Raw genomic sequence first — 24,232 nt, 5'->3', positions numbered from 1 at the left:
CTTATGCGGCGCTTGTTGTGCAACCGCAGCGGCCCTACAGGTACTGGCCGGTGTTGTTCTCGGTATCGATCGCCCGGGAGGCGCTGGAGTTCTTGCCGGTCACCAGCGTGCGGATGTAGACGATCCGCTCGCCCTTCTTGCCCGAGATCCGCGCCCAGTCGTCCGGGTTCGTGGTGTTGGGCAGGTCTTCGTTCTCGGCGAACTCGTCGACGATGGACTCCAGCAGGTGGGTGATCCGCAGGCCGGGCTGCCCGGTGTCGAGGAACCCCTTGATGGCGTGCTTCTTCGCCCGGTCCACCACGTTCTGGATCATCGCGCCGGAGTTGAAGTCCTTGAAGTACATGACCTCCTTGTCGCCGTTGGCGTAGGTCACCTCCAGGAACCGGTTGTCGTCGGTCTCCGCGTACATCCGCTCGACGACGCGCTCGATCATCGCCTTCACGCAGGCCTCGCGGTCGCCGCCGAATTCGGCCAGATCGTCCTCGTGGATCGGGAGCTCGGGCGTGAGGTACTTCGAGAAGATGTCGATCGCGCCCTCGGCGTCGGGCCGCTCGATCTTGATCTTCACGTCGAGTCGGCCGGGCCGCAGGATCGCGGGGTCGATCATGTCCTCGCGGTTCGACGCGCCGATCACGATGACGTTCTCGAGGCCCTCGACACCGTCAATCTCCGAGAGCAGCTGCGGCACGACGGTGGTCTCGACGTCCGAGCTGACGCCCGAGCCGCGGGTGCGGAAGATCGAGTCCATCTCGTCGAAGAAGACGATGACGGGCGTGCCCTCGGACGCCTTCTCACGGGCCCGCTGGAAGATCAGGCGGATGTGCCGCTCGGTCTCACCGACGAACTTGTTGAGCAGCTCGGGGCCCTTGATGTTGAGGAAGTAGGACTTGACCTCGCGCGAATCGTCGCCGCGGACCTCGGCGATCTTCTTGGCGAGCGAGTTCGCGACGGCCTTCGCGATGAGCGTCTTGCCGTTGCCGGGCGGGCCGTACAGCAGCACGCCCTTGGGCGGGCGGAGCGAGTAGTCCTTGAACAGGTCCTTGTGCAGGAAGGGCAGCTCGACGGCGTCGCGGATGAGCTCGATCTGCCGGCCCAGGCCGCCGATGTCCGAGTAGTCGACGTCCGGGACCTCCTCCAGGACCAGGTCCTCGACCTCGGCCTTGGGGATGCGCTCGAAGGCGTAGCCGGCCTTGGTGTCGACCAGCAGCGAGTCGCCGATGCGCAGCTTGCGGTTCGGCAGCCCGAACTCGTCGAGTCCGGGATCGTCGGAGGCCTGCAGCGCGAGCGGCGCGGCCAGGCGCACCACGCGCTCCTCGTCGGCGTGCCCGACGACCAGGGCGCGCGTCCCGTCGTCCAGGATCTCGCGGAGCGTGGAGATCTCGCCCACCGTCTCGTACTCGCCCGCCTCGACCACGGTCAGCGCCTCGTTGAGGCGCACCGTCTGGCCCGTGCGGAAGGTCGGCACGTCCAGGTTCGGGGAGCACGTGAGCCGCATCTTGCGGCCGGAGGTGAAGACGTCCACGGTGTCGTCCTCGTACGTGGCCAGGAGCACGCCGTAGCCCGACGGGGGCTGCCCCAGCCGCTCGACCTCCTCGCGGAGCGTGAGCAACTGGTTGCGGGCGTCGCGCAGCGTCTCGAGCAGCTTCGCGTTGCGCGTGGTGAGCGCGTCGACGCGCTCGCGCAGCACGGCCGCGGACATGGCCTGCGGGGCGGACGAGTCCGCCGGCGCGGCCGAGGGACGGGTCGGATCCGGTTCCGTCACGAGTGAACTCCCTTTCCGTGGGGACTTCTCACGCTACCCCTTGTTGGACCGCCGCTGCGGACGCGGCGCGACCGTGCCGTCGGCCAGGCGCCGGCACGTGATGAGGAAAGCGGTGTGGCCCTGCATCCGGTGCGAGGGCCGCACGGCGAGGCCGACGACGTGCCACTCGCGCACCAGCGCCTCCCAGGACCGCGGCTCGGTCCAGATCGCCTGCTCGCGGATCGCCTCGACCACCTTCGACAGCTGCGTGGTGGTGGCGACGTAGACGGTCAGCACGCCGCCCGGCACGAGCGCCTTGCCGACCGCGTCGAGGACGTCCCACGGCGCGAGCATGTCGAGGACCACGCGGTCCACCTGGGGGCCGTCGTACTCGGCGAGGTCGCCGAGCTGCAGGTTCCAGTTCTCGGGGCGGCCGCCGAAGAACTCCTCGACGTTCTTCGCCGCGTACTCGGCGTGGTCCTCACGGACCTCCCAGCTCGTCACCGAGCCCTCGGGGCCCACGGCGCGGAGCAGCGAGCACGTCAGCGCGCCCGAGCCGGCGCCCGCCTCGAGCACCCGCGCGCCGGGGAAGATGTCGCCCTCGGCCACGATCTGCGCCGCGTCCTTGGGATAGATGACCTGCGCGCCGCGCGGCATCGACAGCACGTAGTCGGTGAGCAGGGGCCGCAGCGCGAGGTACGGAGTGCCGTTGACTGCCTTGACCACGCTGCCCTCGGGGGCGCCGATCAGCTCGTCGTGCCGGATGCCGCCCTTGTGCGTGTGGAACTCCTTGCCCGCCTCCAGATGGACGGTGAACTTCCGGCCCTTCGCGTCCGTCAGCTGTACTCGGTCGCCCACCACGAAGGGTCCACTGTTCGCCATAGCTGTACATCCTCCCAGGGAGCTCCGCCGATCCGGCCGCCGCGGTCGCGTCCGGGAGCGCCCAGCATCCTCCCAGCACCCCGCTCGCGGAGCGAATCCGACCTATCGGTAGGACTGGTACATGGCCGATAGCGCGTTCTTCCACCCCGCCGGGACCCTCGACGCCGACGGGTTCGAGTACGAGGTCTTCGATCCGGCGCCGTCCACCGCCAGCGTGTGGGCGGCCACCATGCAGCACGGAGCGCCGCCCGCGGCGATCATGGTGCGCGCCATGGAGAAGCTGGTCGGCGACGGCGCGCGGATCTCCCGCGTGACGATCGACCTCCTCGGCGTCGTGCCGATCACCCGGACCCGGGTGCGCGCCTGGGTCGCGCGCCCCGGACGCACCATCTCGCTCATCGCCGCGGAGATGGACTGCGTCGACGGCGCCGGCGAGTACCGCACCGTCGCGCGGGCGCAGGCGTGGGCGCTCGCCGCATCGGACACCACCGCGATCGCCCGCGACCTCTCCCCCGCCCTGCCGCCGGCCGGCGCCTCGCAGGGCGTGATGCCGGGCTTCTTCGCGCACCTCGAGGATCAGGGTTTCCTGGCCGCGTGCGACTGGAAGTTCGTCGACGGCCCCGACGGGCCGGACGGCGTCAAGCAGTGCTGGATCCGGGCGAAGATGCCGCTCGTCGCCGGCGAGGAGCCCTCGCCCCTGGTGCAGGTCTTCTCGGTGGTCGACGCCGCGAACGGCATCTCCGCCTACCTCGATCCCACCGCCGTGACCTGGATGAACATGGACATGACGGTGCATTTCCACCGGTCCCCGCGGCCCGTCGACGGCTGGGTCGGCCTGCTCGGCGACCAGCTCGTCGGGGACGAGGGCATCGGCACCACGGTCTCGCGCCTCTACGACGGCGACGGCGCCTTCGCCGTGGGCGCGCAGACGCTCCTCGTCGCCGCCCGCTGACGACCGTGGCGCGCTCCGCAGCGGAGCGCGCCGTGCGACCTCAGAACCGGCAGCTGCGGATGTCCGTCATGAGGATCGCCTTGGCACCGAGCTCGGCGAGGTCGTCCATCACGTCGTTGGCCTCCTTGCGAAGCACCATGGCGCGCACCGCGACCCAGTTGTCGTCGGCCATGGGCGCCACCGTCGGCGACTCCAGGCCGGGCGTGACGGCGACGGCACCGTCGAGCAGGGTGCGCGGGCAGTCGTAGTCGAGCATCACGTACTGACGGCCGAAGACGACGCCCTTGAGCCGCGCCGTGAGCTGGTCGCGGGCGCGGTCCGAGTCGAGACCGACGCGCTCGATGAGCACGCCCTCGGAATCGCAGAGCGAGTCGCCGAAGGCGACCAGGTTGTTCTGGCGCAGTGAGCGGCCCGACTCCACCACATCGGCGATGAGGTCGGCCACGCCGAGCTGGATGGAGATCTCGACGGCGCCGTCGAGGCGGATCACCTCGGCGTCGAGGCCCCGGTTCGCGAGGTCGCGGCGCACGAGGTTGGGGTACGACGTGGCGACCCGCTTGCCGCCCAGATCGGCGACGGTCCACTCCTGGCCGGCCGGGCCGGCGTAGCGGAAGGTGGAGCGGCCGAAGCCGAGCGCGAGGCGCTCGGTGAACTCGGCGCCCGAGTCCAGCGCGAGGTCGCGGCCGGTGATGCCCATGTCGAGCTCGCCCGAGCCGACGTAGAGCGCGATGTCCTTGGGGCGGAGGAAGAAGAACTCCACCTCGTTGGCGTTGTCGAGGACCGTGAGGTCCTTCGCGTCGGAGCGGCGACGGTAGCCCGCCTCGCTGAGGATGGCGGCGGCGGCCTCGGAGAGCGCGCCCTTGTTCGGTACGGCGACCCGCAACATGTGAGTGGTTCCTTCGGGGAAAGTCAGAGGTAGGAGTAGACGTCGTCGAGCGTCAGGCCGCGCTTGACGAGCAGCACCTGCAGCCAGTACAGCAGCTGCGAGGCCTCCTCGGCGAGGTCCTCGTCGCTCTGATGCTCGGCGGCGATCCACACCTCGCCCGCCTCCTCGAGCACCTTCTTGCCCAGGAAATGGATACCGCGGTCCAGCGCCTCGACGGTCCCGCTCCCGGCGGGCCGCTCCTCGGCCTTGGTGGCCAACTCCGCGAACAGCGTCTCCATGGTCTTCACGGAGGTCATTGTCCCACGCGAACTAGAGTGGTCCGTGTGGAGGGCAGCGCGACCGAGGCGACGGCACCGTCGGCCCCGGATACGGACGGGCCCGGCACCCCGCCCGCGAAGGGCGCCACTCAGTACCGGTACACCCGCGCCCTGATCCGCGCGCGGCTCCGGGTGGTGCGCGCCGCGCGGGATCCCGACCGGTTCGTCCGCGAGAACTACGACGAGTTCGCGGCCCGGCATCCCCTGTTCGCGTGGGCGTGGAGCCTGCTGCATCTCGACTTCGCGGGGCTGTTCGTCGGCGGCCTGTTCCTGATGAGCAGCCTGACGGTGTCGCTGCTCCCCCGGTCCTGGTTCTTCCAGGGCATCGTCTCGGGGATCAACGCGGTCATCGGCTACGCGATCGGCGTGTTCCTCAAGTGGGTGATCGTCGACCTGCTGGTGCGGGCGCACCCGATCCGCGACGACCCGCGCCGGGCCCGCTTCGTACCGGTGTGGCGGGCGCTGATCGTGCTCGGCGTCCTCCTCGGCGGGCTCGCGATGATGGTCGCCGCGAAGCGCTGGCAGGACGACGTGCGCGCGCTCATGGACATGCCGCCCGGCTCGAACCTCTGGTACGTGTTGACGCCCATCGTCGCCTTCCTGGTATCCGCGGCGCTGATCTCGACGTTCCGCGTGCTCCGCGACCTCGGGCTGTTCCTCGCCCGCCGCGCCAACCGGTACCTGCGCGTGCCCCAGCCCGCGGCCAAGGTGCTCGGCTTCGGGCTGGTCGTGGTCCTGGTGGTCTTCACCGTCAACGACGTCGGGTTCCGCGCCTTCACCGCGACCGCGAACACCCTGGCATCGTCGACCAACGACCAGGAACTGGCCGAGTTCCCGCAGCCGACGGAAGCGTGGCGGTCGGGGTCGGAGGGCTCCGCCGCGCGGTGGTCCGGGCTGGGGAACGAGGGCCGCAAGTTCGTCTCCGGCGGGCTCCGGGCGGCCCAGATCGCCCGGTTCACCACGCGTCCCGTGACCGAGCCGGTCCGGGTCTACGTGGGACTCGAGAACGCCGACACGCCCGAGGACCGGATCGCGCTGCTGCACCGCGAGCTCGCCCGCACCGGCGCCCTCGATCGCCGCCACGTCGTGGTAGTCCCGACCACCGGATCCGGGTGGGTGAATCCGACCGCCGCGCGTGCCGTCGAGCTCATGTACGACGGCGACGTCGCCCTGGTCGCGATGCAGTACTCGTACCTGCCGAGCTGGATCTCCTTCCTCACCGACGGTGAGGCCTCGCTGCAGTCCGGGAAGCGGCTCATCGACGCGGTCGTCGCCGACGTCCGCGCCCGGCCCGCCCCTGCGCGCCCCAAGCTGCTCGTCATGGGCGAGAGCCTCGGCTCCCGGGCCGGCGAGGGCGCCTTCGCCGGGCTGCCCGACATCCGCGACAAGGTCGACGGTGTTGTCTGGCTCGGTCCGCCCCAGGCCAACCCGATCCACTCGGCGATCACCGATCGCCGCGACCTGGGCACGCCCGAGGTGCTGCCCACCTATACCGACGGGCTGATCGTCCGGTTCACCGACGGACAGCGGCCGCTGACCGGCGACGGCGGCAGCGGCGGCGTGGAGTGGCTGGCGCCCCACATCGTCTACGTCCAGCACCCGTCGGACCCGGTCGTGTGGTGGTCACCGGAACTGATGCTCCGCCAGCCGGACTGGCTCCGCGAGCCGCCCGGCCGCGACCGCAGTCCCGCGATGGCCTGGTACCCGTTCGTCACGTTCTGGCAGGTCTCCGCGGATCTCGCGAACGCCGCCGGGGTGCCCGACGGGCACGGGCACAACTACGGGACCGCGATGGTCGACGCCTTCGCCGCCGTCCTACCGCCCGCCGGCTGGACGCCCGCCGACACCGAACGGGTCCGCATGGCCGTCATGGCCAGCGCCGCCATCGACGGCGCGGAGAAGTAACAGCCGGCCCGTCGTCGCGGGACCTAACGAAAACCGTGATGCCCAACACCTTCGGGGCCTCTGAGCGAGCGCGCGACGGCCGTCGCGGCTAGCTTCCTGGAAATGAACCCACGTTGGTCAGCGATGTGCACGCTGCTCCTGCTTCCCATCGCGGGATGCGCGGCGGCGAACGACGATCCGGCCGCGAGCGAGGTGAGCTTCTCCGCCGTCGCGGGCACCTCCTCGGCGTCCGCGGCTGCGCCCGCCGGCACCGTCGAACTGGCGGCCTCGGGCACGGTCTGCGGCTCCGTCGCCACCGCGCAGGACGACGCGCAGGTCGTGATCCGCAGCGGGTCGGCGAACTGCGTCCGGGTGCTGCGGGCGGCGCGGGCCTACGCCGCCGCCGCGGCGCACGCGGACGGTCAGCCCGTCACCCTCGAGACGGGCGGCTGGCGATGCGCCCCGACGTCGGAGACGCTGGCCGTCTGTCGCGCCGGCGACGCCTCGTTCAGCGTCGGCTGAGCGGCGCGAAGTCGGCGAGACCGGCGCCCGACAGCGTGCCGAGGTGGCGGGCACCGTCGAGCACCGGCTCGGGTCCGACGGTGAGGACGGTGCACCCCGCGGCGAGGGCGGACCGCGAGCCGGTCGGCGAGTCCTCCACCGCGACGCAATCCGCCGCGGGGAAGCCCGCGAGCTGCGCGCCGCGCAGGTAGGGATCTGGGGCCGGCTTGGGGCTGGGCACCTCGTCGCCGCAGACGGTGGCGACGAACCGGTCGCGGCCGAGCGTGCCGAGCGCGTGCTCGGTGACCTCGCGGATCGTGTTGGTGACCAGGACCAGCGGGACGTCCGCCGCGGCCAGCAGGTCCAGCGTCTCACGGGCGCCGGGCTGCCACGGGATGCCGCCGTCGAAGAGCTCGACCACGCGGTTCGACACCCACCGCTCCGCGCCGGCGTAGTCGCGGTCCGCCTCCGGGACCTGCGCGAAGTCGAACAGCTTGCGCAACGCGTCCGCGGTGGCGTTGCCGAGCGTCGACTCCCGCGCCTCCGGCGTGATCTCCATGCCCAGGTCGCGGGTGAACTCGGCGACGGCGATGTCCCAGAGCTTCTCGGAGTCGAGGAGGGTGCCGTCCATGTCGAACAGGACCGCGGCGGGCAGCGACGGAGAGGTCATGCCGCCCACCCTAGGTCGGCGCGCGCACGGGGTGTTAATTCATTCGTCACCCGAACGATGGCTACCTGTGTTCGAATTCCTGACATGCGCAATCGCAGGCTGCACACCGCCCTGGCCCTGACGGCGACCGCCGCGCTCCTCGCGAGCTGCGGCACCTCCGGGAACGACGCGACGCTGTCGTCCTCGGGCGCCGCCTCGTCGACCGCGAAGGCGAGTTTCACCGTGCCCGGCGTCGATGATCTGCCGGCCGCGAACCCGGACCAGGTGCACCTGCTGGCGTTCAACGACTTCCACGGCAACCTGCAGCCGCCGACCGGCTCCACCGGGAAGATCGGCGGCAAGGAGGCCGGCGGCGCCGCGTACTTCGCCACCGCCCTGCAGCGGCTCAAGAAGCAGTACCCGAACACCCTCACGGTCGCGGCGGGCGACCTGGTGAGCGCCAGCCCACTGGTCTCGGCGCTGTTCCGCGACGAGCCGACGATCAAGTTCCTGAACTCGGTGGGCCTGCAGGCGAGCTCGGTGGGCAACCACGAGTTCGACCACGGCACCATCGAACTGGAGCGGCTGCAGAAGGGCGGCTGCGCGCCCCAGGGCTGCGAGCCCGGCGAGCCCTTCACCGGCGCCGCCTACCAGTACCTCGCCGCGAACGTCACCAACGAGCAGGGGCAGCTGCCGCCCGGCACCGTCCCGTGGAAGATGTTCGAGGTCGGCGGGAAGAAGATCGCCGTGATCGGCACCGTCACCCCCGAGACGGCGACCATCGTCGCGCCGGAGGGCGTGCGCGGCTACAGCTTCGGCGACGAGGCCGACGCCATCAACAAGTACGTGCCCGAGATCAAAGCCGCCGGCGCGCAGGCCATCGTCGCGACCATGCACGACGGTGGCGCGCAGAAGGGCTCCGGCGAGCAGGACCCGAACGCCTGCCAGGACGTCTCCGCGCCCGTGCCCGACCTCGCCAAGCGGATCGATCCGGCGGTGACCTCCCTGGTCACCGCGCACTCGCACCAGGCCTACAACTGCTCCATCGACGGTCGCACCGTCACCCAGGCGGCGTCGTACGGCCGCCTCATCACCGACATCACGCTCGACTTCAGCGGCCCCGCGGCCAAGGCGACGGCCGTGAACCGCGTCGTGAGCCGGGACCTCCCCGCCGACGCCGCGACGCAGCGCCTCGTCGAGTTCTACGAGAAGGAGGCCAAGCCGCGCGCCGACCGGGTGATCGGCAGGATCCCCACCGAGCTCAAGCGGGAGGCCTTCCCCGGCGGCGACTCGCCGCTCGGCGACGTGATCGCCGACGCGATGCTCTTCACCACCCGCCCGCCGAACGACGCGGCCGGGCAGATCGCCCTCATGAACCCGGGCGGCGTCCGCGCCGACCTCAAGGGCGGCGACGTGACCTACGGTGCGGCGTACACGGTGCAGCCCTTCGGCAATCAGGTGGTCACCGTCTCGCTCACCGGCCAGCAGATCATCGACCTGCTCGAGCAGCAGTGGCAGAACCCCGCGAAGACGACGATCCTGGCACCGTCGGGCATCACCTACAGCTACGACCCGAACGGCGCGCCGAACCGGAAGGTGGTGCGCGAGAGCGTCAAGGTCGGCGACCAGCCGCTGAACCCCGTCGCGAAGTACCGGGTGACCACGAACAACTTCCTCGCCGCGGGCGGCGACGGCTTCAGCGTGTTCACCCAGTCGACCGAGCTCGCCGTCGGCGGCATCGACCTCGACGCGCTGGAGAAGTACCTGCAGGCCACCCCGGACCTGCAGGTGCCCACCAGCCGGGTCACGAAGCTGTAGCGATGATCTCGCGCGCGTCCGCGTGCACGGCCTCGCTCGCGGTGCGGCCCGTCGCCGCCAGGTAGGCGTCGACGAGGCGGTTGCCCACCGCGTAGCCCGCGCCCGTCGGCACGCCGATCGGTTTCGCGCCGAACCGGCCGGCGATGGCGTCGCCGAGGACCCACGAGGCGAAGTTCTGCATACCGGTGACGCCGAGGTTGTCGACGACGGTGGCGTAGAGCGCGTCGTCGTGCCGGTGCGGGACGCCGATCCGCGCGGGGCCCAGCTCCTCGCCGTACAGCTCGCGGGCGAGGGCGTCCGCCAGGCCCTCCGAGACGATCTGCTCCCCGACGGTGACCGTCGCCGGGTCCCAGACGACGCCGCCGGGCGCGTACCGCACGTTGTGGTCGAACTCGTGGACAGCCATGGCCTCCAGCCGATCCAGGTTCTCCGGCGACGGCCAGACGTTGAGGTACAGGTAGCCGGTGACGCTGCCGTTCGCGGTGAGGCCGAGCGCCTCGTCGAGGTAGATGCGATCCGACGGGTCGCCGACGATCAGCAGGACCGTGACCTCCGGCAGGTCGACGCGGCGCAGGGCGTCCGCGAGCCGGTCGGCGGCATGGCGGAGCGCCCGCTCGATCCGGCCCCACGCGTCCGCGGCGCGGAGCCGCTCGACCGCGTCGAGGCAGGCGGCGGTATCGCGGTCGAGCGGGAATCCGGACGACGCGGCGTGCATCGCGACCAGGTCGACGGGGCCCGGGAAGTACCGGTACATGCCCGCGCCGGGCCGCCACATCTCCTCCAGCAGCGCCGCGCGCTCCGGCTCGGGCGCGCACAGGATCTCGCGCATCGCGGTGTAGGTGTCCAGGACGGTGATCTTCATGTCCGCGACGCTAGGGCCTCCCGTGACGGGAGGGTCAAGCCGTTCCGCGTGTCGGATGTTCGCAGTAGCATCGGGCCATGACCGCCGCATCCGATCCCGCGTTGCTCACGCTGGAGGACTGGTTCGCCTTGGGGGAGGACGAATCGCTGCGGCGCGCCGAACTGTGCCGGGGGGTACTGGAGGTGTCACCGAGTCCGAGTCCGAGGCTCGCGCACGCGCGGGCGATCCGCCGCCTCGCCAATACGATCGAGGCGCAGCTGCCTGCGGGCTTCGACGTCTACGACGAGGTCGACGTGGTTCTGCAGCGCACGCCCGCGACGGTGCGCCAGCCCGACGTGATCGTTCTCGCGTCCGGTGCGCCCGAACCGCTCACCGCGGCCGACGTACTCCTTGCCGTCGAGATCCTGTCGCCCGGGTCCCGGCGCACCGACCGTGTGATCAAGCGCGCCGAGTACGCCGCCGCCGGGATCCGGCACTATTGGATCGTCGACCTCGACGGAGCATCCGCCGAAGTGCTCACGCTGGTCGACGGCGCGTACGAGGGCCCGACCGTGGCCGACCGCATCGCGGTCGACGGACTCCTCCCCCTCGTCGTCGATCTGTCCGCGCTGCGCTGACGTCCCATCTCCGTCGTCGTCAGGCGTCGTCCAGGCCGAGGTCCGAGGACACCTGCTTCACAGCCTCGAGAGCGCCCGCGATGGAGTCGGCCCAGGACGCCGCGATCTGCAGGCCGGCGGCGTCGTCGAGTCGCCAGAACCACGCGCCTTCGTCGCCGGGCTCGCCGGCCTGCAGGTGCAGGCGGTAGTCGTCCACGCTCACCCGGGCACGTCCAGCTCGCGCAGCGGCGTACCGCCGTCGATGAACAGGCGCCCGGTGGGCACAAGGGCGTCGGCGATCCGGCGCAGCGCGATCTCGCCCTCCCGCGGGTGCCGGCCGTCGAGGCAGCCCACCCGCACCGCGAAGGCGAGGTCGAAGGGCTCCTCGCCCGGCAGGAGGGCGAGGTCCTCGACGGCGCACCGTCGGACCGTCAGGCGACCGGCGGCGATCTGCTCCGCGCACCCCGCCTCGGCCTGCCGAATCGCGGCGGCGGACCGATCGATCGCGAGGACGTGGCCCCCCGGAACGCGGTCGGCGACGGCGCGCGCGGCCACGCCGGGGCCGCAGCCGATCTCGAGCACCCGCAGCCCGGGAGCGAGGGGCAGCGCGGCGACGATGCCTGCGAGCCGCGCGGATATCTCGGCCATCACCGCCTCCTCAGGACGTCGGCTCCGCGGTGCGGACCGCCTACGTGTTGAAGTACTTCGCCTCGGGGTGGGTGAGGACGAAGGCGTCGGTGGACTGCTCCGGGTGCAGCTGCAGCTCCTCCGACAACTCGACGCCGATGCGCTCGGGCTGCAGCAGGTCGACCATCTTCGCGCGGTCCTCGAGGTCCGGGCAGGCGCCGTAGCCGAAGCTGTAGCGCGCGCCGAGGTACTTGAGGTCGAAGAAGTCGGTGACGGCCGACGGGTCCGTGTCCGCGACCTTCCGGCCGCCGGGCAGGATCAGCTCCTGCCGCACCCGCTGGTGCCAGCGCTCCGCGAGCGCCTCGGTGAGCTGCACGCCGATGCCGTGCAGCTCGAGGTAGTCGCGGTAGCTGTTGGCGGCGAACAGCTCGTTCGCGGCGTCCGCGATCGGCTGCCCCATGGTGACCAGCTGGAAGGGCAGCACGTCGACCTCGCCGCGGGCGATGGCCGTCTCGCGGTCGCGGATGAAGTCCGAGATCGCGAGGAACCGGCCGCGCTGCTGTCGCGGGAACTCGAACGAGTACCGCACGGGCGCATCGGGTTCCGGGGACTCGAGCACGTCGATGACGTTGCCGTGGCTCACCGCGGGGAAGTAGCCGTAGACCACGGCGGCGTGGTCGAGGATCTTCTCCGACTTGAGCTTGTCGAGCCAGTAGCGCAGCCGCGGCTTGCCCTCGGTCTCCACGAGCTCCTCGTACGACGGGCCCTCGCCCTTGCGGGCACCGCGCAGGCCCCACTGGCCGAAGAACAGGGCGCGCTCGTCGAGCAGGGAGGCGTACTCGCTGATCGCGATGCCCTTGACGACACGGGTGCCCCAGAACGGCGGGGTGGCCACGTCGAAGTCCAGCGCGACGTCCGAGCGGTCCGGCACCACGACCGGCGCGGCCTCGGCCTTGCGCTTCTCGGCGATGCGGCGGCTGCGGGCGTGCCGCTCCTTGCGCTCGCGGGCCTTCTCCGCGGCCGCGAGGGCCTCGGGGCTGTCCGGGTCCGGGCCGATCCCGCGCTTGAGCGCCATGATGTCGTCCATGAGGCGCAGGCCCTCGAAGGCGTCCCGGGCGTAGCTGACCTCGCCGGCGTAGACCTCCGCGAGGTCGTTCTCGACGTAGGCGCGGGTGAGGGCGGCGCCACCGAGCAGCACTGGGTACTTCTCCCCCAGGCCGCGGGTGTTGAGCTCCTCGAGGTTCTCCTTCATCACCACGGTCGACTTCACCAGCAGGCCGGACATGCCGATCACGTCGGCGTGCTTGTCCTCGGCGGCCTCGACGATGGCGGCGATCGGCTGCTTGATGCCGATGTTGACCACCTCGTAGCCGTTGTTGGACAGGATGATGTCCACGAGGTTCTTGCCGATGTCGTGCACGTCGCCCTTGACGGTCGCCAGCACGATGCGGCCCTTGCCGGCGTCGTCCTCGGACTTCTCCATGTGCGGCTCGAGGTACGCGACGGCCAGCTTCATCACCTCGGCGGACTGCAGCACGAAGGGCAGTTGCATCTGGCCGGAGCCGAACAGCTCGCCGACCGTCTTCATGCCGCTGAGCAGCGTGTCGTTGATGATCGCCAGCGCCGGCTTCTCCAGCAGCGCGGCGTCGAGGTCGGCGTCCAGACCCTCGCGCTCACCGTCGACGATGCGCCGCTCCAGCCGCTCAAACAGCGGCAGCTTCGCGAGCTCCTGCGCGCGGGACTCGCGCGCGCCTGCAGCGGAGACACCCTCGAACAGCTCCATGAGCTTCGACAGGGGGTTGTAGTCGGCGTCGCCGCCCGACTGCAGCCCGTCGGTGCCGCGGCGGTCGTAGACCAGGTCCAGCGCGGTCTCGCGCTGGACGTCCTCGATCTTGCTCATCGGCAGGATCTTCGACGCGTGCAGGATGGCGGAGTCGAGCCCCGCCTCGGTCAGCTCGTGCAGGAACACCGAGTTCAGCACCTGCCGCGCGGCCGGGTTCAGTCCGAAGCTCACGTTCGACAGGCCGACGGTGAAGTGCAGGCTCGGGTACTTCGCGTGCAGGATCTTCACGGCCTCGATGGTCTCGAGCGCGTCGCGCCGGACCTCCTCCTGGCCGGTCGAGATGGGGAACACCAGCGGGTCGATGATGATGTCGTCGAGGCTCAGGCCCCAGTTCTCGGTGAGGTCGGCGATGAGCCGCTCGGCGATCCGCACCTTCCACTCGGCGGTGCGGGCCTGGCCCTCCTCGTCGATGGTCAGCGCCACGACGGCCGCGCCGTGCGCCTTGACCTGCTCCATGATCTTGACGAAGCGCGACTCGGGTCCGTCGCCGTCCTCGTAGTTGACCGAGTTGACGGCGCACCGTCCGCCGAGGTGCTCGAGCCCGGCCTTGATGACCTCGGGCTCGGTGGAGTCGATCATCACGGGCAGCGTCGACGCGGTCGCCAGGCGGGCGGCCAGCGCCGCCATGTCCAGCGCACCGTCGCGCCCCACGTAGTCGACGTTGAGGTCCAGCATGTGGGCGCCGTCGCGGATCTGGTCCTTGGCGATGTCGACGCACTTGTCGTGGTCCCCCGCGAGCATCGCGTCGCGGAAGGCCCTGGAGCCGTTCGAGTTCGTACGCTCGGCGATCATCAGGATCGACGCGTCCTGCGCGAAGGGCACGGACGTGTACAGCGAGCTGATCGCGCTCTCGGTCTCCGGGACGCGCTGCAGGCGCTCGGTGGCCCGCACCGCCTCGGCGACCTGGCGGATGTGCTCGGGGGTGGTGCCGCAGCAGCCGCCCACGAAGCTCAGGCCGAACTCGGACACGAAGCCCGACAGGGCGACCGCCAGCTCCTCGGGCGTGAGCGGGTACTCGGCGCCGTTCTTGCCGAGCACCGGCAGGCCGGCGTTCGGCATCACGGACACGGGGATGGTCGAGTGCCGCGACAGGTGCCGCAGGTGCTCGCTCATCTCCGCCGGGCCGGTGGCGCAGTTCAGGCCGATCATGTCGATGCCCAGGGGCTCCAGGGCCGTCAGCGCGGCGCCGATCTCCGAGCCGAGCAGCATCGTGCCGGTGGTCTCCACCGTGACGTGCACGATGACCGGGATGCGCCGGCCGAGCTCGTCCATCGCGTCCTGGCAGCCCAGGACCGCGGCCTTCGACTGCAGGATGTCCTGGCAGGTCTCGATGAGGAAGGCGTCCGCGCCGCCGTCGAGCATGCCGCGCGCGGCCTCGGCGTAGGCGTCGCGGATCACGGCGAACGACGTGTGGCCCAGCGTGGGCAGCTTGGTGCCAGGGCCCATGGAGGCCAGGACGAACCGGGGCGTGCCGTCCGCGGCGAACTCGTCGGCCACCTTCCGGGCGATCGCGGTGCCCTTCTCCGACAGCTCCCGGATGCGGTCGGCGATGTCGTAGTCGCCGAGGTTGCTCAGGTTGCAGCCGAAGGTGTTGGTCTCCACCGCGTCGGCGCCGGCGGCGAAGTAGGCGCGGTGGATCTCCTCCAGCACGTCCGGCCGGGTGTCGTTGAGGATCTCGTTGCAGCCCTCCAGCCCCAGGAAATCGTCCAGGGTCAGGTCCGCTGCCTGCAACATCGTGCCCATCGCACCGTCGCCTATGAGAACACGGCTCGAGGCCGCCTCCAGGAAACTCGACTGCAGCGGCTGCTGATGCGTACGGGTCATAGTCCCAGGGTAGTGGGTGCGGGCAAATCGAATCTTCACGACCGGCGCGTACTCTGATCGAAGTGACGTCCTTCCCTGAGCTCGACCGCCCGGTCCTCATCGCGGCGTTCGAGGGCTGGAACGATGCGGGCGACGCCGCGTCGGGCGCCGTCGAGCACCTCGAGCTGACCTGGGACGCGAAACTCATCACCGAGGTCGACTCGGACGACTTCTACGACTTCCAGGTCAACCGGCCGATCATCAAGCAGGTCGACGGGGTGACCCGCGCCGTCGAGTGGCCGTCGACCACGCTCTCCGTGTGCCGGCCGCCCAAGGCCGACCGCGACGTGGTGCTGCTCCGCGGCACGGAGCCGAACTTCCGGTGGCGCGCGTTCTGCGACCAGTTGCTCGCGATCTTCACCGAGCTGCACATCGACAGCGTCGTGATCCTGGGATCGCTCCTCGCGGACACGCCGCACACCCGTCCGGTTCCCGTCACGGGCGCCGGCTACGACGCGGACTCGGCGAAGCGCTTCGGCCTCGAGCAGAACCGGTACGAGGGCCCCACCGGGATCACGGGCGTCCTGCAGGACGCGTGCGTGCGCTCTGGCTTCCCCGCGGTCTCCTTCTGGGCCGCGGTGCCGCACTACGTCTCCCAGCCCCCGAACCCGAAGGCCACCGTCGCCCTGCTGCAGCGCGTGGAGCACGCGCTCGACCTCGCCGTGCCGCTCGGTGACCTGCCCACCCGCGCCGAGGCGTGGGAGGCGTCCGTGACGGAGATGACCGAGGACGACGAGGACATCGCCGACTACGTGCGCGGGCTCGAGGAGCGTGGCGATGCGGAGGCGAAGGACGTCGAGCAGCACATCGACGCCGACGCCATCGCGGAGGAGTTCGAGAAGTACCTGCGGCGACGGGACCCGGGCACGGGCCCCTAGCGGTGCGGGGCGGGTGGCGTCAGCCGATCCGCTCGATCGAGACGACCGGCGTGGTGATGCGCCAGGTGCGCACGTCCGGGTCGTCGGCGGCGCGGACCCAGAACTGTGCCGACTCGCCCACCCGGCAGCTCTTGATGCCCAGCAGCGGGATGTCCTCCGAGTCGCGGCGCAGCGAGCTGATGCTCCATTGCTCGCCCTCGGATTCGCCGCCGATGCCCGGCGCGCGCATCAGGGTCATCTCCCCCAGATCGACCACGTACGTGGACGTGCGGGTCTGTACGGTCCACACGCCCTCGGTCAGATCCGGGGCCAGCTCGCTGACGGTCCTCACAGGCGCAATATAGCGTGTCGCGCTGTCAGGCCGCGGCAGGTACGCCGAGCAGCGCGTCGATCGCGAGGGCCACGGCGGCCGGCGCGCCGGCGTCGGGACCGCCGACGGTGACGGCCTTCTCGGCCCAGGCGTCGATCGCGGCGAGGGCGTGCGGGGTGTCCAGATCGTCCGCGAGGTATCGGCGGACGCGGGCGATGAGCTCCGCGCCGTCCGGGCCCGACGACGCCTGGAAAGCCCGGCGCCACAAGTCCAGCCGCGCCAGAGCGCGCTGCAGTACCTCGTCGGACCACGGCCGGTCCTGCCGGTAGTGCCCCTCGAACAGACCCAGCCGGATCGCGGCCGGGTCGACGCCCGAGCGCCGCAGCTTCGAGACGAAGACGAGGTTGCCGCGGCTCTTCGACATCTTCTCGCCGTCGAGGCCGATCATCGCCGCGTGCACGTAGTGCCGCGCGAAGCGGCGCTCACCGGTCGCCGCCTCGACGTGTGCCGCGGAGTACTCGTGGTGCGGGAAGATCAGGTCGCTGCCGCCGCCCTGGACGTCGAAAGTCGCGCCCAGGCGGTTCGCCGCGATCGCGGCGCACTCGATGTGCCACCCGGGGCGGCCGGGGCCCTGCGGCGAGGGCCACGAGGGCTCGCCGGGGCGCTCGGCGCGCCACAGGATCGGATCGATGCTGTCGCGCTTGCCCGGGCGGTCGGGATCGCCGCCGCGCTCGGCGAAGAACTTCTCCATCGTCGCGCGGTCGTAGCCCGACTCGTAGCCGAACTGCTCCGTGGCGTCGGAGCGGTAGTAGACGTCGGGGAACTCGGGATCGTCCACGACGTACGCCGAGCCGTTGTCCAAGAGCTTCCCGACGTACTCGACGACCTCGTCGACCGACTCGACGGCCCCGATGTAGTCCCGTGGAGGGATCACCCGCAGCGCCTCCATGTCCTCGCGGAACAGGTCGGTCTCCCGTGCGCCCAGATCGCGCCAGTCGATCCCGTCGCGCTCGGCCCGCTCGAACAGCGGATCGTCGACGTCGGTCACGTTCTGCACGTAGTGCACCTCGTGGCCGTTGTCGCGCAGCACGCGGTTGACCAGGTCGAACGCGAGGTACGTGGCGGCGTGGCCGAGGTGCGTCGCGTCGTAGGGGGTGATGCCGCAGACGTACATCCCCGCCACGGCGCCGGGGTTCACGGGACGCACCGCCGCGTCGGAGGTGTCGTAGAGGCGCAGCGGGACCGACGGTCCGGGCACGGTGGGGACGGTGTGGGTCGGCCAGGAACGCATACCCCCACCCTATGCGTACCTTCGCGGGCGTGGATTCCGGGCCGGATCGGCGGCCGGCGCCGCCGTCATCGGCCGCGCTCTCCGCCCGCCCGCGGCGATCGCACCGGGAACAGCCCGTCCGACGAGGGACGATCCTGTGCCGCACGAACTCTCAGCAAACTCTTGCCCCCGGTTACTAGCGGGTAGCCCGATCTGCCGCCATGCTTTACCCAACGTTGAAGGTCCGCCCGTCACAGGAGGTGAATGTCATGTCCCGCAATCCATTCGAGAACGTCCTCGACCATCTGTTCCCCGCCGAGTCCCGGTGGTTCCTGTACTGCCTGCTCGGCGGCATCGCCTTCGCCCTGACCTGGCGTTTCCTGACCGCCGTCCGGCGCCCGGTCGTCGAGCACCCACCGCTCACCGTGGCGGAGATCGCCTGCCTGCGGTCGTGGCAGGCACCGCTCGTCGCGACGATGGGCCTGCTCAGGGCGGGTGGGCACCTCGATGCCGACGGCCGCGCCGATCCCGCGCGGCCCCTCCCGCCCGCCACGGACGAGTTCACCCGCCGGATGCTGCACCGGCTCGACGGTTCGCAGTTCTCCGTGAATCTGCTGCTCCACGACCAGCTGGGACCGCTGCGAGACCTGGAGGACGGCCTCGCGCGACGCGGCTACCTCCGCACGAGCGGCGAGCGCTGGCGCACCCGGTTCGGTGCCATGCCTCTCGCCGCCGTCGTGGTCGCGGGGGTCGTGTGCACGCCCGTACTGGCCCTCACCGGGCGTCATCCGGTGGAGGCGGCGGCCATGTCCTTCCTCGTCCCATCCGTGCTCACGGCCGTCTTCCTCCTCCCCCAGCTCATGTCGGTGCCCCGCACCACCCGCGCGGGAAAGCGGCTCCTCGCGTCCGAGCAGGCGCGCGCGAGCTACCTCAAGCCGGCCCTGCGGCCCGCCTTCGCCACCTACGGCGCCGCGGCGGTGGGGCTGTCCGTCGCCCTCTTCGGCACCGCCGCGCTCTGGCAGATCGACCCCCGGTACGCCGCGGCGATGGCCGTGGCGGGCGGCACGGGCAGCGGTGGCGCCGGATCCTCCTGCGGCAGCTCCTTCACCTGCGGCGGCTCCTCCTGCGGCGGAGGCTCCTCGTGCGGAGGCGGGGGTGGCTGTGGCGGCGGCGGAGGCTGCGGCGGCTGAGCCGCCTCGCGCATCCCCATCCCAGAACCCGATCCCCAGAACCACCGGGCCCTCCGCAGCAAGGGCACCGGGATCTCATCGAACCCGTCACCAGGAGGTGAACGTCATGCCCCGCACCGCACTCGAGACAGTCATCGCAACGCTCCTCCCCACCGAGACCCGCTGGTTCCTGTACCTGCTGGTCGGCGGGGTCGCGCTCGCGCTCGCTTGGCGGTTCGCGACCGCGCCGCGGCGGCGCACCGTCGTCGATCCCCCGCTGTCGGCCGTCGAGCTGGCGTGCGTGCGCAGCCGGCAGGCCCCCGTCGTGGTGGCGCTGGCCCAGTTGCGCGCCGGCGGGCACGTCAGCACCGTCCGGCAGATGACCGGCCCACCACTGCCGGCCGACGCGGATCCGTTCGTCCGCGCCGTCCACGCGTACTGCGACGACCTCTCGTCGTACACGGCGGACGAGGTCACCGACGCGCTGTCGGACGAGCTCGACGCGCTCGAGGAGCGCCTGTCCGCCCGCGGCCACGTGCGTTCCGAGACGGACCGCTGGCGGATGCGGCTCGGGGCGGCCCCGGTGACGGCGGCCGCGGTCGGGGGCGCGATCACCGCCTTCGTACGACTCGTCATCCTCGGCCAGGAGAAGCTCGTGCTCCTCCCCGGAGTCCTGGTGCCGTCGTTGATCACCCTGACCTTCATCGCGCCGCACCTGTGGTCGGTCGGCCGAGGTACCCGCGCCGGGATTCGCCTGCTCCGGGCCGAGAAGGTTCGCCTGGGGTACCTCGCGCCCTCCCGGAAGCCGGCCTGGGCGACCTACGGCGCCGCCGCCGTCGGACTGTCCGTGGCCGTCTTCGGCACGGCCGCCCTGTGGCAGGTCGACGGTGACTTCGCAGGGAACGTCGAGCTGGCGGGCAGCGCGGAGGCCACGGGCGACGGCGGGGCCTCGTGCGGCGGCGCGTCCTGCGGCGGCGCAGGGGGCTGTGGCAGCGGCTGCGGGGGTTGTGGCGGCTGCGGCGGGTGCGGAGGATGAGCGGCATGACGCGCGCCGTCCCTCGCCACGTGACCGCCCTCGGGCCCCTCGGCCTGGGCTGGCGGCGCGAAATCGCCGGGATCATCGCCGATCTGCGGCCCGGCTTCTGCGAGGTGATCGCGGAGGCCGTCTGGATCCGGCGCGGCCGGGCGCAGATCGACCCCCTGCTGGCGGACCTCGGCGATCGCGGCGTCCCGCTCGTGCCGCACGGCGTCGCGCTCTCGCTGGGCGGCGTCGAGGAGCTCGAACCGGACCGCGTGCACCGTCTGGTCGCGTGCGCAGAGGCCTTCGGGGCGCCGCTGGTCAGCGAGCACATCGCCTTCGTCCGCGCCGGCGGCATCGAGGCCGGCCACCTGCTGCCGGTCCCCCGCACCCGGGAAGCGCTCGACGTACTGGTCCGCAACATCACCCGGATGCAGGACGCGCTGCCGGTTCCGCTGGCCGTCGAGAACATCGCGGCCTTCCTGCGGTGGCCCGAGGAGGAGTACACCGAAGCGGAGTTCCTCACCGAGCTGCTGGAGCGCACCGGCGCGCTGCTCGTGCTGGACGTGGCGAACGTCTACGCCAACGCGCTCAACCGGGGCCGCGACGCGCTGGCCGAACTGGCGCGGCTGCCCGTCGACCGGATCGCCTACAGCCACGTCGCGGGCGGCTCCGAGGGCGGCGGCCGCTATCACGACACGCACACCGACCCGGTGAACGCCGGTGTGCTCGAGCTGGTCACGGCCCTGCGGGAGCGTGCGGACGTGCCGTTCATGCTCGAGCGCGACGGTCGCTACCCGCCCGCGGCCGAGCTCTTCGACGAGCTCGACGCCATCGCCGCGGCCGCCGGCTGTCCGCCCATCACCGAGCACGCGCGGAAGGAGTGGGCATGAGCCTGCGGGAGCGCCAGGAGGCACTGGTCCGGGCCCTCGTCGCCGACGGTCCCGCGCCGGACGGCTTCGATCCGGACGAGGTCGCGGCCGCCGGGGCGGTGTGCCGGCACAAGCGCGACGCGCACGCGGCGCACGCGGAGGCGCCCCGTCGGACCGGGTGGCTGCCGCGGCGCGGCTGACCGGACGCCGGAGGGACGGATCAGAAGGGCGGCCAGGGGATCGGCCGGCTCGGGGTCGGCAGCGGCATCGCGCCGAGCTCGAGGAGGATCTCCGCGCGCTCGACGAGCGCGGCCTGCTCCTCGTCGGTGATGAGCCCGGTCAGGTCCGGCGGAGTGTCCCGGAAGGACTCGACGTCGGCGAGCAGCTCGTCGCCGACGGGACGGCCCGCCCAGCCCCACAGCACGGTCCGGAGCTTCGGCGCGCTGTGCAGGCAGATGCCGTGGTCCACGCCCTGCACGCGGCCGTCCGGGCCGGTGAGCACGTGTCCGCCCTTGCGGTCGGCGTTGTTGATGAGCACGTCGAGCACCGCGAGGCGGCGCAGCCGCGGGTCGTCGGCGTGCGCGAGGGCTACCTCCGCGATGCCGTCCGGCGCGTCCTCGTCCTCCACGTAGCCGGTGAAGACCTTCAGGTAGCCCTCGGGCACACCGTCGAGCGGGAACAGGTCGACCAGGTCCGGGCCGTCCTCCGGTTCGACGACCCAGCGCTGGACCATCCCGGGCCCGAGCGGACCGTCGCGCAGCACGGTCTCGGGGATCAGGCCCCAGCCGAGCGCCTCCGAGACCCGGTACGAGGCGACCTCGCGGCCGGCGAGCGTCCCGTCGGGGAAGTCCCACAGCGGCACCTCGCCGCGGATCGGCTTGTAGACCGCCCGCTCCCCCGTGTCGCCGAGGTCGCAGAGCAGGGTGGCGTTGGAGGCGCTGGTGATCCGGCCGAGGATCGTCAGATCGGCGCTCTCGAGGTCCACCGTCAGGTCCACCTACTCGTCCTCGGAACCGAAGGCGGCGCCGCGGCGGTAGCCGTTGAGGCGCACGCACATGTGCCCGTCGGCGTCGAGCGGCTCGCCGCAGAGCGGGCACGCCGGGCGGCCCGCGCCGAGGACCTTCTCCGAGCGGTTGGCGAACTCCCGGGCGGCGACGGGGGTGAGGAAGACGCGGACCGCGTCGGGGCCCTCCTCTGCGTCGTCGGCGAGCACGACGGACTCGTCGAGCTCCTGCTCGGTGATCGCGAGGAGCTCGATGACCACCGCCTTCTCCTCGGAGTCCCAGCCCAGGCCCATGGTGCCGACGCGGAACTCCGCGTCGACGGGCATCACGAGCGGCTGCAGGTCGGTGACGGGCGTGTCGGCGGCGGGCATCGCGGTGCCGAAGCGGCGGGCCACCTCGTCGAGCAGCGCGGCGATGCGCTCGGCGAGCACCTCCACCTGCTGCTTCTCCAGCAGCACGGAGACGATGCGCGAATCGTGCACGGCCTGCAGGTAGAAGGCACGATCGCCGGGCTGCCCGACGGTGCCCACGACGAACCTGTCGGGGGTGCGGAAAACATGGACGGAGCGGCTCATGCCTCGCCTCCCACCGTGGCCTCCTTGGCTGGACGTTTGGGCAGCGTGACGGTACCGGACGAGTTGACGCACTGCACGAGGGGGCGCGCCGGGCCGTACGTCACGACCGAGACCGACGCGGGCGCGACGAACAGCCGCTGGAACTGATCCAGGTGCGTTCCGAGCGCGTCGGCGACGACGGCCTTGATGACGTCGCCGTGGCTGCACGCCACCCAGACGGCCCCGGGTCCGTGCTCCTCGGTGAAGCGACGGTCCGCCTCGCGGATCGCGGCGACCGCGCGGGCCTGGACGTCGGCGAGCCCCTCGCCGTCGGGGAAGACGGCCGCGGAGGGCTGCTGCTGCACGACCTTCCACAGGGGCTCCTGCAGCAGGTCCTTGATCGCCCGGCCGGTCCAGGATCCGTAGTCGACCTCGACGAGCCGGTCGTCGACCTCGGGGGTGAGGCCGTGCGCGGCGGCGAGCGGCGCGAGGGTCTGTTCGCAGCGCAGGAGCGGAGAACGGACGGCGGCCACGAGCTCGACGTCGGCGAGGCGACCGACGAGATCGGCAGCCTGGGCGCGGCCGGCGTCGTCGAGCGCGACGCCCTCGGCCCGTCCCGCGAGCACCCCGGAGGTGTTCGCGGTCGAGCGGCCGTGGCGCAGCAGGATCACGGTCATGCCCCGAGTCTATGCACGCGGGACGTCCTGTCCCGCCCTCTGATCGCTCAGGGCTGAACCGGAGGCCGGTGGGTTCACGTGGGACGCCGTCGCGAACACTGCTCCACCGCTCCACTGCCGTTCAACGACCACCGTGGGGTCACTGCGTTCTCGCGAAGGCGGTGATCGCCTGTGCAGCGGCGGTGGAGAACGGAAGGGCCGCAGTGTAGTTCGCCGGATCCCGGCTGGGATCCTGCTTGAGAACGTGCGAGACGCCGGTGAGCCGGACGAAGGTGAGATCGGCGCTGGTGAGCCCGGCCGCGAGGTGATCAACGTCCGCGCAGCTGACCTGGATGTCGGAATCACTACAGGTCAGAAGCACCGGGTAGTCGGTGGGCAGAGTCCGGGCGAGGTCCGGCGGGTCGATCCGGTCCAACTCCTGCAGAAACTTCGCCGTGCCGGGATTGAGTACCGACTGCAACGCGGGCGGAAGATTCGCGGGCACGGTCCCGGTCGCGCGAACCTGCGCGATGCCGGAGGCGAGCGAGGCCAGCAGTGCGTCGCCGTCGGACCGAGACATCGACCCCGCCTTCTCCGCAGCCGCGACCTGGTCGGCGAGCTGCCGTGAGATCACGTCGAGGTAGCGGCGACTCAGCGGTTCGAGCAGCCCAACGGCTCGCACCGCCGGCCCGGCGCGGTCGGCAGCGAGTTGCAGGGCGAACAGCGCCCCTTCGCTGTGCCCGTACGCCGAGAGCCGGTTCCGGTCGACCGACGGCCTCGACGCGAGGTAGGCGAGCGCATCGCGCGCCTCCCCCGTGAAAACGTCCGCGCCGAGCGCAGCGGGATCGGCCCCGTACCGTCCGACCCCGGTCTTCCCCGACCCGAGCTTGTCGTACCGCAAGCTCGCGACGCCGGCGTCCGCGAGTCGGTTCGCGACCGATTTGAGGGTGTCCACTGTGCCCGGTAGCAACCGGGAGTTACCGTCGCGGTCGGTCGGGCCGCTTCCAGCGATGATCAGCGCCGCCGGAGCGGGCGCACCGGTCGCGGGACGTTGCAGTGTGCCGTGGATCGTCACGCCGC

At 71.5% G+C, this 24,232-nt stretch carries 25 protein-coding genes; 10 read left to right on the top strand and 15 right to left on the bottom strand.

Translation table 11 applies throughout. The annotated features are described in order from the left end of the window. Positions 1–34 precede the first annotated feature (34 nt). Both arc and ACLQ3K_RS14000 read right to left on the bottom strand, forming a co-directional pair. Positions 35–1,699, bottom strand: coding sequence for a proteasome ATPase (arc, locus tag ACLQ3K_RS14005; RefSeq protein WP_426000438.1), 1,665 nt, complete (start codon positions 1,697–1,699; stop codon positions 35–37). A 96-nt stretch (positions 1,700–1,795) separates the two neighbouring features. Further along, entirely contained in the window at positions 1,796–2,623 is an 828-nt protein-coding gene (locus ACLQ3K_RS14000; protein ID WP_426000064.1) for a tRNA (adenine-N1)-methyltransferase, read from the bottom strand. Between the two features lie 121 nt (positions 2,624–2,744). Between ACLQ3K_RS14000 and ACLQ3K_RS13995 the strand changes: the two genes are divergently transcribed. Next, complete coding sequence (locus ACLQ3K_RS13995; protein ID WP_426000062.1) at positions 2,745–3,575, top strand: thioesterase family protein; 831 nt, start codon at positions 2,745–2,747, stop codon at positions 3,573–3,575. Positions 3,576–3,615: 40 nt separating this feature from the next. Here the strand turns inward: ACLQ3K_RS13995 and hisG are convergent, their stop codons facing one another. After that, positions 3,616–4,461 carry an ATP phosphoribosyltransferase gene (gene hisG, locus ACLQ3K_RS13990; RefSeq protein WP_426000060.1) on the bottom strand — a complete coding sequence of 282 codons (846 nt, stop codon included), beginning with the start codon at positions 4,459–4,461 and terminating at the stop codon, positions 3,616–3,618. Positions 4,462–4,484: 23 nt separating this feature from the next. Continuing rightward, positions 4,485–4,748, bottom strand: a complete 264-nt coding sequence (locus ACLQ3K_RS13985) for a phosphoribosyl-ATP diphosphatase (protein WP_068525912.1) — start codon at positions 4,746–4,748, stop codon at positions 4,485–4,487. Between the two features lie 162 nt (positions 4,749–4,910). On the opposite strand from ACLQ3K_RS13985, the gene ACLQ3K_RS13980 reads away from it, so the two are divergent. Both ACLQ3K_RS13980 and ACLQ3K_RS13975 read left to right on the top strand, forming a co-directional pair. Then, positions 4,911–6,683: an alpha/beta hydrolase gene (locus tag ACLQ3K_RS13980; RefSeq protein ID WP_426000436.1), complete on the top strand. Its 1,773-nt coding sequence runs from the start codon at positions 4,911–4,913 to the stop codon at positions 6,681–6,683. 102 nt (positions 6,684–6,785) lie between these two features. Beyond that, positions 6,786–7,184: a hypothetical protein gene (locus tag ACLQ3K_RS13975; RefSeq protein ID WP_426000058.1), complete on the top strand. Its 399-nt coding sequence runs from the start codon at positions 6,786–6,788 to the stop codon at positions 7,182–7,184. Here the strand turns inward: ACLQ3K_RS13975 and ACLQ3K_RS13970 are convergent. Next, positions 7,171–7,833, bottom strand: coding sequence for an HAD family hydrolase (locus ACLQ3K_RS13970; RefSeq protein ID WP_426000056.1), 663 nt, complete (start codon positions 7,831–7,833; stop codon positions 7,171–7,173). The two genes, ACLQ3K_RS13975 and ACLQ3K_RS13970, sit on opposite strands and share 14 nt — an antisense overlap. Before the next feature lie 84 nt (positions 7,834–7,917). On the opposite strand from ACLQ3K_RS13970, the gene ACLQ3K_RS13965 reads away from it, so the two are divergent. Continuing rightward, positions 7,918–9,630: a bifunctional metallophosphatase/5'-nucleotidase gene (locus ACLQ3K_RS13965; RefSeq protein WP_426000054.1), complete on the top strand. Its 1,713-nt coding sequence runs from the start codon at positions 7,918–7,920 to the stop codon at positions 9,628–9,630. Here the strand turns inward: ACLQ3K_RS13965 and ACLQ3K_RS13960 are convergent. Beyond that, positions 9,617–10,492 (bottom strand): DUF2268 domain-containing protein, encoded by an 876-nt coding sequence (locus ACLQ3K_RS13960; protein WP_426000052.1) that lies wholly within the window; start codon positions 10,490–10,492, stop codon positions 9,617–9,619. The genes ACLQ3K_RS13965 and ACLQ3K_RS13960 overlap by 14 nt on opposite strands. A gap of 77 nt (positions 10,493–10,569) precedes the next feature. Here ACLQ3K_RS13960 and ACLQ3K_RS13955 point away from each other — a divergent pair, with 77 nt between their 5' ends. After that, positions 10,570–11,109, top strand: coding sequence for a Uma2 family endonuclease (locus tag ACLQ3K_RS13955; protein ID WP_224651281.1), 540 nt, complete (start codon positions 10,570–10,572; stop codon positions 11,107–11,109). Positions 11,110–11,128: 19 nt separating this feature from the next. Here the strand turns inward: ACLQ3K_RS13955 and ACLQ3K_RS13950 are convergent, their stop codons facing one another. The 3 genes from ACLQ3K_RS13950 to metH are packed head-to-tail and all read right to left on the bottom strand — an operon-like array spanning position 11,129 to position 15,382. Beyond that, positions 11,129–11,311, bottom strand: coding sequence for a hypothetical protein (locus ACLQ3K_RS13950; protein WP_224651279.1), 183 nt, complete (start codon positions 11,309–11,311; stop codon positions 11,129–11,131). Then, positions 11,308–11,736 (bottom strand): class I SAM-dependent methyltransferase, encoded by a 429-nt coding sequence (locus ACLQ3K_RS13945; RefSeq protein WP_336670295.1) that lies wholly within the window; start codon positions 11,734–11,736, stop codon positions 11,308–11,310. Before ACLQ3K_RS13945 ends, ACLQ3K_RS13950 begins: the two co-directional genes overlap by 4 nt. A 40-nt stretch (positions 11,737–11,776) precedes the next feature. After that, positions 11,777–15,382: a methionine synthase gene (gene metH / locus ACLQ3K_RS13940; protein WP_426000049.1), complete on the bottom strand. Its 3,606-nt coding sequence runs from the start codon at positions 15,380–15,382 to the stop codon at positions 11,777–11,779. A 53-nt stretch (positions 15,383–15,435) separates the two neighbouring features. On the opposite strand from metH, the gene ACLQ3K_RS13935 reads away from it, so the two are divergent. Beyond that, positions 15,436–16,299, top strand: a complete 864-nt coding sequence (locus ACLQ3K_RS13935) for a PAC2 family protein (protein WP_255604208.1) — start codon at positions 15,436–15,438, stop codon at positions 16,297–16,299. A gap of 19 nt (positions 16,300–16,318) precedes the next feature. Here the strand turns inward: ACLQ3K_RS13935 and ACLQ3K_RS13930 are convergent, their stop codons facing one another. Both ACLQ3K_RS13930 and mshC read right to left on the bottom strand, forming a co-directional pair. Further along, on the bottom strand, positions 16,319–16,630 hold the full coding sequence (locus tag ACLQ3K_RS13930; RefSeq protein ID WP_224651275.1) for a hypothetical protein: 312 nt from the start codon (positions 16,628–16,630) through the stop codon (positions 16,319–16,321). Between the two features lie 25 nt (positions 16,631–16,655). Continuing rightward, on the bottom strand, positions 16,656–17,900 hold the full coding sequence (gene mshC, locus ACLQ3K_RS13925) for a cysteine--1-D-myo-inosityl 2-amino-2-deoxy-alpha-D-glucopyranoside ligase (protein ID WP_426000047.1): 1,245 nt from the start codon (positions 17,898–17,900) through the stop codon (positions 16,656–16,658). Between the two features lie 248 nt (positions 17,901–18,148). Between mshC and ACLQ3K_RS13920 the strand changes: the two genes are divergently transcribed. The 4 genes from ACLQ3K_RS13920 (at position 18,149) to ACLQ3K_RS13905 (ending at position 21,138) form a co-directional block, all read left to right on the top strand. After that, positions 18,149–19,069 (top strand): TIGR04222 domain-containing membrane protein, encoded by a 921-nt coding sequence (locus tag ACLQ3K_RS13920; RefSeq protein WP_426000045.1) that lies wholly within the window; start codon positions 18,149–18,151, stop codon positions 19,067–19,069. A 106-nt stretch (positions 19,070–19,175) separates the two neighbouring features. Further along, on the top strand, positions 19,176–20,084 hold the full coding sequence (locus ACLQ3K_RS13915; protein ID WP_426000043.1) for a TIGR04222 domain-containing membrane protein: 909 nt from the start codon (positions 19,176–19,178) through the stop codon (positions 20,082–20,084). A gap of 5 nt (positions 20,085–20,089) precedes the next feature. Next, positions 20,090–20,959: a DUF692 domain-containing protein gene (locus ACLQ3K_RS13910; protein ID WP_426000041.1), complete on the top strand. Its 870-nt coding sequence runs from the start codon at positions 20,090–20,092 to the stop codon at positions 20,957–20,959. Beyond that, entirely contained in the window at positions 20,956–21,138 is a 183-nt protein-coding gene (locus ACLQ3K_RS13905) for a hypothetical protein (RefSeq protein ID WP_224651267.1), read from the top strand. Before ACLQ3K_RS13910 ends, ACLQ3K_RS13905 begins: the two co-directional genes overlap by 4 nt. Positions 21,139–21,158: 20 nt before the next feature. Here ACLQ3K_RS13905 and ACLQ3K_RS13900 read toward each other — a convergent pair whose 3' ends face one another. The 4 genes from ACLQ3K_RS13900 to ACLQ3K_RS13885 all read right to left on the bottom strand — a co-directional run bounded on the left by ACLQ3K_RS13900 (position 21,159) and on the right by ACLQ3K_RS13885 (position 24,227). Beyond that, on the bottom strand, positions 21,159–21,929 hold the full coding sequence (locus ACLQ3K_RS13900) for an SCO1664 family protein (RefSeq protein WP_224651305.1): 771 nt from the start codon (positions 21,927–21,929) through the stop codon (positions 21,159–21,161). Between the two features lie 6 nt (positions 21,930–21,935). Further along, on the bottom strand, positions 21,936–22,517 hold the full coding sequence (locus ACLQ3K_RS13895) for a DUF3090 domain-containing protein (RefSeq protein WP_224651265.1): 582 nt from the start codon (positions 22,515–22,517) through the stop codon (positions 21,936–21,938). Beyond that, the gene (locus ACLQ3K_RS13890; RefSeq protein ID WP_224651263.1) at positions 22,514–23,173 is read right to left on the bottom strand and encodes a histidine phosphatase family protein; all 660 of its coding nucleotides are present in this window, start codon (positions 23,171–23,173) and stop codon (positions 22,514–22,516) included. Before ACLQ3K_RS13890 ends, ACLQ3K_RS13895 begins: the two co-directional genes overlap by 4 nt. Before the next feature lie 139 nt (positions 23,174–23,312). Then, complete coding sequence (locus tag ACLQ3K_RS13885; protein WP_224651261.1) at positions 23,313–24,227, bottom strand: alpha/beta hydrolase; 915 nt, start codon at positions 24,225–24,227, stop codon at positions 23,313–23,315. Positions 24,228–24,232 lie beyond the last annotated feature (5 nt).

This window comes from Tsukamurella sp. DT100, assembly GCF_049844855.1.
GTDB lineage: Bacteria > Actinomycetota > Actinomycetes > Mycobacteriales > Mycobacteriaceae > Tsukamurella.
The sequence above is the reverse complement of the archived record's forward strand: the minus strand, read 5'-3'. Positions and strand labels throughout refer to the sequence as shown.